Origin of the sequence: Pseudoalteromonas sp. SR43-7 (assembly GCF_014163785.1) — a bacterium.
In the GTDB taxonomy this organism is placed as follows: Bacteria; Pseudomonadota; Gammaproteobacteria; order Enterobacterales; family Alteromonadaceae; genus Pseudoalteromonas; species Pseudoalteromonas distincta.
In genome coordinates this window covers 1-8,814 of the sequence record NZ_JACJDY010000044.1, presented here as the reverse complement: position 1 = coordinate 8,814, position 8,814 = coordinate 1, and the positions used below count along the sequence as shown (strand labels likewise).

7 protein-coding genes are annotated in these 8,814 nt (G+C 39.1%); 5 read left to right on the top strand and 2 right to left on the bottom strand.

Annotated features, from left to right (window positions below):
* The first annotated feature begins 255 nt into the window (after nt 1-255).
* The 4 genes from H5087_RS19875 to H5087_RS19860 all read left to right on the top strand — a co-directional run bounded on the left by H5087_RS19875 (nt 256) and on the right by H5087_RS19860 (nt 6,109).
* A complete protein-coding gene (locus H5087_RS19875) occupies nt 256-2,547 on the top strand; it encodes a peptidase U32 family protein (RefSeq protein WP_182673132.1) in 2,292 nt (763 codons plus the stop codon).
* A 10-nt stretch (nt 2,548-2,557) separates the two neighbouring features.
* Nucleotides 2,558-3,217, top strand: a complete 660-nt coding sequence (locus H5087_RS19870; protein ID WP_182673131.1) for a glutathione S-transferase — start codon at nt 2,558-2,560, stop codon at nt 3,215-3,217.
* Between the two features lie 136 nt (nt 3,218-3,353).
* On the top strand, nt 3,354-4,616 hold the full coding sequence (locus H5087_RS19865) for a valine--pyruvate transaminase (protein WP_182673130.1): 1,263 nt from the start codon (nt 3,354-3,356) through the stop codon (nt 4,614-4,616).
* Between the two features lie 293 nt (nt 4,617-4,909).
* Nucleotides 4,910-6,109 (top strand): Nramp family divalent metal transporter, encoded by a 1,200-nt coding sequence (locus H5087_RS19860; protein WP_182673129.1) that lies wholly within the window; start codon nt 4,910-4,912, stop codon nt 6,107-6,109.
* 103 nt (nt 6,110-6,212) lie between these two features.
* Here H5087_RS19860 and H5087_RS19855 read toward each other — a convergent pair whose 3' ends face one another.
* Entirely contained in the window at nt 6,213-6,665 is a 453-nt protein-coding gene (locus H5087_RS19855; RefSeq protein ID WP_182673128.1) for a hypothetical protein, read from the bottom strand.
* Here H5087_RS19855 and H5087_RS19850 point away from each other — a divergent pair.
* Nucleotides 6,650-7,840: a PQQ-dependent sugar dehydrogenase gene (locus H5087_RS19850; protein ID WP_182673127.1), complete on the top strand. Its 1,191-nt coding sequence runs from the start codon at nt 6,650-6,652 to the stop codon at nt 7,838-7,840. The genes H5087_RS19855 and H5087_RS19850 overlap by 16 nt on opposite strands.
* Before the next feature lie 198 nt (nt 7,841-8,038).
* On the opposite strand, the gene H5087_RS19845 is transcribed toward H5087_RS19850, so the two are convergent.
* Nucleotides 8,039-8,470 (bottom strand): hypothetical protein, encoded by a 432-nt coding sequence (locus tag H5087_RS19845; protein ID WP_182673126.1) that lies wholly within the window; start codon nt 8,468-8,470, stop codon nt 8,039-8,041.
* Nucleotides 8,471-8,814 lie beyond the last annotated feature (344 nt).

The following is an 8,814-nucleotide window of genomic DNA, read 5'->3' as shown; positions in this document are numbered from 1 at the left end:
TGTCGCTACCTGTGTTAAAAAATTCTCATTTACGACTGCATGGATGCAGAAGGTAGAGCAATGCAGGAGCAATTGCCGAGAACAACTAAATAGCGAATTTTTTGCCTAGCTATCAACACGTTTTTCCAGCCTCAAAATAGATCACTTAATTAAGCGAATTGGTATTAGTCTTTATTATATCCCTCAATAAATAGCATTAACGTGCTTAACCATATAAAATTCGCGGCAATTAAATATGAGCGAAGCGACATTGTAATGAGTAGAAAGATTGAACTATTAGCCCCAGGCGGTGATGTTAACGCAGTAAAAGCCGCCATTGTAGCCGGTGCTAATGCGGTTTATTGTGGATTAGATACCTTTAATGCACGTAACCGAGCGTCTAATCTTTCGTTTGATGAGCTTAACGGCGCACTTCGCCTAGCCCATGAATACGGCTGTGAAATATTTTTAACACTTAATGTAGTTATATTAGAGCACGAAATGGGCGCGCTATTTAAGCTACTTAACCAACTCGTAAATACCACGCTCGATGGCATTATTGTGCAAGATTTAGGGTTGTTCAACATTGTTAAAAAGCACTTTCCTACTTTGCATATTCACGCATCAACTCAGTTAACTACGCATAACGAATCACAGGTTGAGTTTTTAGCGCGCATTGGCGCTACACGTGTAAATTTATCGCGCGAGCTTAACTTAACTGAAATTAAAATACTGACCGATGTAGCGCACAAATGCGATGTATTGACCGAGGTGTTTGTACATGGTGCATTGTGTATTGCGTTTTCGGGGCAATGTTATTCAAGCTCAGTAAGTGTGGGTAACTCAGGTAACCGTGGTCGTTGCTCACAAGCATGTCGTGATGAATACGAGCCAACGGCTATGGGTAACAAACATCCGTTAAACTTAAAAGACAATTCAGCCTATTTTGATTTGCCAGAGCTGGTAGCCGCAGGTGTCGACTCGTTAAAAGTAGAAGGCCGCATTAAAGGTGCTAACTACGTACATACCGTTATTGATAGCTGGCGCAAACAAATAGATACCTTTGTACAAACAGGTAATTTAATTGAAGATGATTCAAGCTTATACAAAGTATTTAACCGTAATTTTACTAATAAGTTTTTGCAAGGTGACATGACAAAAAACATGTTTACCGACAACCCGCGCGACCATAGCTTTGATCACGCTAACGAAAAGAGTAACGCGATTTCGGTTGTGCAAATTTACGATGCACAGCAAGAGCTCGCCGCAGAAAAAAATGACATTGATACGTTAGTTAAAAAGAAAATTGAGTTTTTAGATATTTCAAAACGAGAACTACGCTTTGAGTTTAGCGGCCAATTAAACCAGCCATTTACAATAACACTGACAATAAACGATAAACACCACAACACCCTAGCAGAGCAAAGCGCCCTTCAACCTCTACGCTTTGAAGTTCAATCGCAAATGCCTATGCAAACCGCCGATAAATCGGTTGTTGATATAGCCGCTATTGATAAACGCTTTAAAACGTTTAGTAATGCCAATTTTGAAATTAAAAATATGGGTTACTCAAACTTAGGCAACAACTTAAGCATTCCGTTTAAAGAGCTTGCCCGTATTAAAAAGCAAGTCGCGTTTTTATTAAACGAAGGCAAAGACGTCCTCGCCCCTGTTGAACTGCCAAAACTAGTAAACCACCCTAAAGCCGATAACAAAACAACACTCTCTATTTTAATATCGGACATAAAAGACGTTCACCTATGTGATTTAACAGGTGGCGATGTTTACTTTAAATTACCAGAGAGCTTTAGAACCGATAACGATAAATACATTAATGTATTTTTAGAGCACCCACAGTTAATTCCGTGGTTTCCGGCGGTGTTAATTGGTAAAGATTTTGAAGAAGCGGTACGTTTGCTCGAGGTTGTAAAACCTAAGCTTATTATTAGTAACAACACAGGCGTTGCATTTAAAGCAGTACAAATGGGTATTGACTGGATTGCAGGCCCGTTGTTAAACACCACAAACTCTTATGCGTTACTAACACTACAAGAAGATTTAAACGCAAAAGGCGCGTTTATTTCAAACGAAATAAACAAACCACAAATGCGTAATATTAAACGCCCTAACAACTTTAAAATGATGTACAGCATTTATCATCCAATACTAATGATGACCAGCCGACAGTGTTTTTTTCAGCAAACAGTAGGATGTAAAAAACCACGTATTGACGCAAGCTGTATGCTGAGCTGTAAAAAAGAAACCACCGTTACCAATGTTAAAGGTATTAGCTTTGCTATTGATAAACAAAAAGGCGGCTACCCAAGTATTTATAACCATGAGCAATTTTTAAACATGGATATTGTGAGTGACTTTGCCGACAAATTTGACGAATTTATGATTGATTTAACCGACATTGGTTCAGGCGATAAAGAAAAACTGGATAAAGCCGTGTTACTTGCGCATTTTCAAGATTTAATTAACGGGCAAACACAAGCGGTTGAACACTTAAATAGCTTGGTTAAAGTACAAACCCGCCAGCAGTATGTGGAAGGCCTAAACAGCTAAGGTAACTAACATGACATTGCCATTATTATATTCATTACAACACTGCCCATACGCAATGCGTGCACGAATGGGTATTTTAATGGCAGAGCAACAAGTACTACTACGCGCTATAAAAACTAAAAATAAACCGCCGCATCTATTGCAAATATCGCCTAAAGACACTGTGCCTGTTTTATTACTGCCTAATAACCAAGTTATAGATGAAAGCCTAGATATTATGCTGTGGGCTTTAAAGCAAAACGATCCGCATAATTTACTGCATACTCAAGACCCATTAGCACTTGAGCGCATGCTTGAGTTAATTAAGCTAAACGATACGCAATTTAAACCTGTGCTCGAAAAGTACAAATTTTATGCTCGTACAAAAGGCATGGCACAAATTTATTACCAAAAAGCCTGCGAAGAGTTTATTAAGCAATTTGAAGCAAAACTAACCACGCATAAATACTTAATGGGCGATGAAAAAAGTCTAGCCGATTATGCCCTGCTGCCATTTATTAGACAGTTTGCCCGTGTAGATAAACACTGGTACTTACAAAGTGAATATACGCATGTTCGTGCATGGTTAAACGAGTTTTTACACGCCCCCATGTTCACCAAAGTCATGGCCAAATTTGATTTGTATATGGACTGCGGCGAAGAGTTTTTGTATGGCGTTAAAAAGTCTTAACTTAGCCTTTGTTTTATAAGGAATTACATTACTTTAACTAGCTGTAAATCTTAGCATTGAATTATTCTCATCATCGGATTTAAGCCCTATATTTACGCTATACTGCCCTCCCCATTATTAACAAACGCTATGCATTATGAACTACTCAAACTTTGGCACTAAATTTACACAACCCAACGGCATTACCCAATTAATGGAAGACTTAGGCGGGGCTAAAAACAGTAACAATCCTAATATTGTTATGCTGGGTGGCGGTAATCCCGCATTAGTACCACAAGTAAATGAGGTTTTTTTAAGTGAATTACAAAAACTTGTTGCCAGCAATAAAGTATCGCAAGTATTTGGGCTCTACGATGGCCCAACCGGTAACGACGAGTTTAGAGCAGCATTAGCTGGCCAGCTAAGTAAAGAGTACGCATGGGATATTAGTGCCGATAATGTAGCACTTGGCAATGGCAGCCAAGCTAACTTTTTTGTGCTGTTTAATATGTTGGCAGGCGAAATGCCGGATGGCAGCCATAAAAAGATTTTATTTCCCCTTGCGCCAGAGTACATAGGTTATGCCGATCAAGGTTTATCGGCTGATATGTTTGTTGCCATAAAGCCTGATATCGAAATTTTGAATACAGGCAGCACATCAAAACAGTTTAAATACGTCATTGATTTTAAAGCAGTTGAAAAAACACTAGCAAACGACAGCAGCATAAGCGCGCTGTGCGTATCACGCCCTACTAACCCAACAGGTAATGTAATTACTGATGATGAAGTAAAACACCTTGATTTACTTGCTAAGCAATATGGTATTCCACTCATTATTGATAACGCATATGGCGATCCGTTCCCAGGTTGTATTTACACCGATGCAAACCTAACGTGGAACTCAAATATTATTTTATGTATGTCACTTTCAAAACTTGGCCTACCGGGTTTACGCAGCGGTATTATAGTTGCAAACAATGAGATTATTAAAGCAATTGGCCGCGTAAACGGCAGCATGGTGTTATCGCCAAATAGTATTGGCCCAAGCTTAGTAACACGCTTAATTAACGACAACGAACTACTGCCACTGTGCCACAACGTTGTACTGCCTTTTTATCGTAATAAAGCACAAATCGCGATTGAATTATTTGATGAAGTATTTGCCGAACTGCCTGTTTATTTGCACAAAGTTGAAGGTGCATTTTTTATGTGGCTGTGGTTTAAAGATGCAAAAATAACAAGCGAGGTATTGTATCAACAACTCAAAGAGCAAGACGTGTATGTGATCCCAGGTCATAACTTTTTTATCGGCATTGACGATGATTGGGCGCACAAGCACGAGTGTATTCGTATTAACTATGCTACCGATGCAGATACCCTAAAAAAAGGCTTAGAAGCGATTAAAAACCTAATAAAGTAAATATAATGATGCCAATATAAATATCGGCATCATTCATTTAATTCGCTTATATATTCGTTTAAAATTCATGCAAACGCACTGTATCCCCTTTAAATTTATATACAAGTTGGTATCCTACGCGCCCTTTTTTAACATATGCTTATAAAAAAGAAATCGTCAAGGAGCGAATCCTGCTGCAAGGCACTTACTGTAAGTGACAGCTTTAACACAACAGGCATCGCGTATAATTATTGATTTTAAACGTAAGATGTAACTTTAAATAGCAACATGCATTAGCACTATTAAGGTCAATTATGCGATTAGGACCAGGACTACTCGTCACTGCAGCCTTCATTGGGCCAGGAACAATTACTACCGCCAGCGTGGCAGGTGCAAACTTTGGTTTTGCACTTATATGGACATTACTGTTTTCAGTAGTTGCCACTATATTATTACAATCTATGGCGGCGCGCCTTGGCGTTGCTACCGGGCAAGATTTAGCTCAAGCGCTCAGAGCACATATTCAAACGCCTTTATTTAAATCTTTAGCTATATTTTTAGTCATTAGCGCGATTGGTGTGGGCAGTGCAGCTTATGAAGCGGGTAATTTAAGTGGCGCTAGCATGGGATTAATTGAAATATTCCCTCAAGTTAGCTCCCAACTATGGACACCACTTATTGCTTTTTTTAGTGCAGCTTTACTGTATAGCGGCAAACATAAAGTGGTTGAAAACGCGCTAATTTTACTCGTTATTTTAATGAGCTTAGTGTTTATCTCAACACTTGTAATGGCAGCGCCTTCACTGGGTGATGTATTTGCTGGTTTTATTCCTAGTATGCCTGAAGGCTCTATTACAACCATACTAGCTTTAGTTGGTACTACCATTGTGCCGTATAACTTATTTTTGCACTCCGGCGTACTCGCTGCTAGACACGACAGTAACAGCGACATGCAAAAAGTGATTAAACAAACAAATGTTGATACAGGCCTATCAATCACTTTAGGCGGTGTGATCACTTTAGCTATTTTATCTACAGCTTCAGTTGCATTTTATGGCACCGATGCGGGGAAAATTAGTGCGGCTAACATGGCTGTGCAGCTAGAGCCATTGCTTGGCGATGCCGCTCATTACTTTTTTGCTATTGGCTTATTTGCTGCAGGTTTAACAAGTGCTATTACAGCGCCGCTTGCCGGTGCTTACGCCGTGTGTGGCATGTTAGGATGGTCTAACGATATGAGTAACACGCGCTTTAAAGGCGTCGCTATTGTTATTTTATTGTTTGGTGCTGCGGTGGCGTCACTCGGTTTAGACCCTGTCGCGGTGATTATATTCGCACAGGCGGCTAACGGGTTATTACTCCCTATTGTTAGCACCTACCTTGTATGGCTGGTTAATCAAAAAGGGGTTATGGGAAACTACACTAACTCTTTGGTATTAAACCTGATTACCCTACCCGTTTTAATCCTAATTTTTGGGCTAAGTAGCTACAAACTAATTAGTTTAATTTTTTAATTAAATTCTAAAGGTCATATTTAAAGGCCGCTGTTTACAATAAACAGCGGCCTTTATTTATTAATCACTAAATAACGTATAAGCCGTATTTATATTCACACATCTAACACGCTTTTTGGGTTTTAGTTGCCTTAACTAATTGCGAAAACGCCAAACCACCTACCGCGCCCGCAAGCAGTTGAGCATAAAAACCCCAGCCTCTTGCGCCGGCTATAATATGAATATTCATAATTGATTCAATGGCAATTAACACAATAGCAAATGCCACAATGCCAGCAATAACAAATAGCTGAGTACTGTATTTTTGAACCTTTTTATTAAGCTTTGCGGTAACAAAAAAAGCGATGGCAAGTGCTACGGCAATAATAGCGCCGTAGGTAGGTAATAGGCCTAACCAATCATCAAGCGTTAAACTAACGCGATCACTAAAGCGCACCACTACACCTACATTAACTAATTGATTGACAACGTATTGGCTATGAAACAAGCTAGCAAGTGTGAATGTAAGTAACCAAGAAACTAAAAATGAAGGCAATATACGTGTTAAAAACGACATGGTTATCTCAAATTAAAATAAAGCTTTTCTCTTATGCTAGCCATGCTAGCAAAGGCTTGCCCCGTAAACAATGTATCTCTTTTTTTACTTTGCTTTCGCTTTTTTCGTTTTCTGTTAATGCAGATGTTGCGCTACCAAAGGAGCAATACAGTACAAAAACACTGGCTACGCAATTACAGTCTCCGTGGAGCATGGTTGAACTACCAAACGGCACATGGTTAATTACAGAGCGTGATGGCCACGTAGTTATAGTTAAAAACAACGTGCAATCAAGAGTAAAATTAAACCTAACAGGTTTATACGTTGCAGGCCAAGGTGGTTTACTCGACATTGTATTATCACCAGATTATAACGACTCCAAAGAAGTTATTTTTACCTATGCCCAAGGTGATGCAAGCGAAAACAGGCTGGTTGTTGCCAAAGCCACGTTTAATGGCACTGACTTTTCAAAGCCACACGTTATTTATAAAGTAGCGACTGATAAAAACACACCACAACATTACGCTGGTCGCGCCCTTATCCTACCCGACAATACGTTATTAGTTTCAACGGGCGATGGTTTTGACTTTAGAGAGCAAGCACAAGTTATCACCAGCCAACTTGGTAAAATATTACGTATAAACCTAGATGGGACCATTCCAACAGATAACCCATTTATTAATCACAAAAACCTAAATGCACATGCTGTTTACTCACTTGGTCATCGTAACCCTCAAGGCTTAGTTTATGATTACGATACGCAGCAAATTGTTAGCCACGAGCACGGCCCTGCAGGCGGTGACGAGCTAAACTACTTAACCGCTAGCACTAATTACGGCTGGCCGGTAATCACCTATGGCAAAGATTACTCGCAAGCTCGTATTTCACCATTTACCGAATATAAAGGCATGCAAAAACCAAGTGTTAATTGGACGCCATCAATAGCGCCATCAGGCATGGCGTATTACGGTTCTAAACATGCAGCTTTTCCTTCATTACAACAACATGTGCTAATCACTACTCTTGTTGATAAAAAGCTCTACAGCGTTAATCTGGCCAATGGTGAATTTACCCAGTCTCAGGTATTTCCTAAGGCTGCAGGCAGGTTAAGAGATGTGTTTATAACTGATAAAGGTAACGTCGCAGTATTAACAGACGGTAAAGAGGCAAAGCTAATGTTGATGACAGCAAACTAATTCATAAAGCAAATAAAAGCCGCTGCGCTTTTAAAGTAAGTAGCGGCTTTAAATAAGCCACTTTGGTTAATTAAGTAATTTGATCAGTAAGATCAGGGGTTAACCCCTTTAGTTTTAAGATTAAGGTGAGCGTCTTTATTATTGTTATTAATAACGTTCTTGTCTCCAATTACCTTTTGCATATTTTTACTGTGCTTGTTATTTACCCGATTCTAATTGCTGTCTCAATAATTCAATAAGTTGAGTGTTAAGCCCGGTAATTTCTGCTTCTAGTACCCTCACTTTAGCCTGCGACTCTTCATCATCTTTACTGCGTAATAATGCAGTTTCCTGTAGTAGTTTTTCTATCTTTTCTTGTATTTCAGCAATCTGTTCATCAATAGGATCTTCTTCAGATTGTGATGCCTGACTTGCATCTTCATTGCCTGATAATTTACGTAACGCTTCACGATTTTGATCTTCCAGACTTTTTTCTTTTCCTTCTTCAGATATATCCACTTGGTCACTTTGAACCGCTGCTTTGTGCACAGTCGCTTTTTCGGTTACTTCATCAGCTACCACCTTTAAAATTTGTTTTTGCGGGTAAGTTTCTAAAGGTTTAGAGTTTATGTGAACTGACATTTTATCCATTTTAATATTCCTTGTTCCGTCAATTATTGGTGACCAGTAGTTAACTATAAATATAATGCTTTACCAAAAGCCAATTGTAATAGCCCTTGTTTGATTCTTTATTAGATTACACTTTACTCACAAGCTTGCCCATTGTTGTTTTAAACCAACAAGGTGAACAATACCAAAAGATAAACAAATAATAGAACTCCAAACCCAAAATTCAGGCGAACGCCCCATAGGGCTGACGAATCCCCAAAACGTGACAGGCACAGCAATTTATGATCTTATGTAAATCACCACAACCCACATAAGTCACAACTGCTATGCCTGAGACATCAGTTTGCCATAAGTACTTTAAACAT

Excerpts from the sequence above, each read along its gene's own strand:
- H5087_RS19845 (WP_182673126.1), bottom strand. The coding sequence starts at position 8,470 with ATGGATAAAATGTCAGTTCACATAAACTCTAAACCTTTAGAAACTTAC.
- H5087_RS19875 (WP_182673132.1), top strand. The coding sequence starts at position 256 with ATGAGTAGAAAGATTGAACTATTAGCCCCAGGCGGTGATGTTAACGCA.
- H5087_RS19865 (WP_182673130.1), top strand. The coding sequence starts at position 3,354 with ATGAACTACTCAAACTTTGGCACTAAATTTACACAACCCAACGGCATT.
- H5087_RS19870 (WP_182673131.1), top strand. The coding sequence starts at position 2,558 with ATGACATTGCCATTATTATATTCATTACAACACTGCCCATACGCAATG.
- H5087_RS19860 (WP_182673129.1), top strand. The coding sequence starts at position 4,910 with ATGCGATTAGGACCAGGACTACTCGTCACTGCAGCCTTCATTGGGCCA.
- H5087_RS19855 (WP_182673128.1), bottom strand. The coding sequence starts at position 6,665 with ATGTCGTTTTTAACACGTATATTGCCTTCATTTTTAGTTTCTTGGTTA.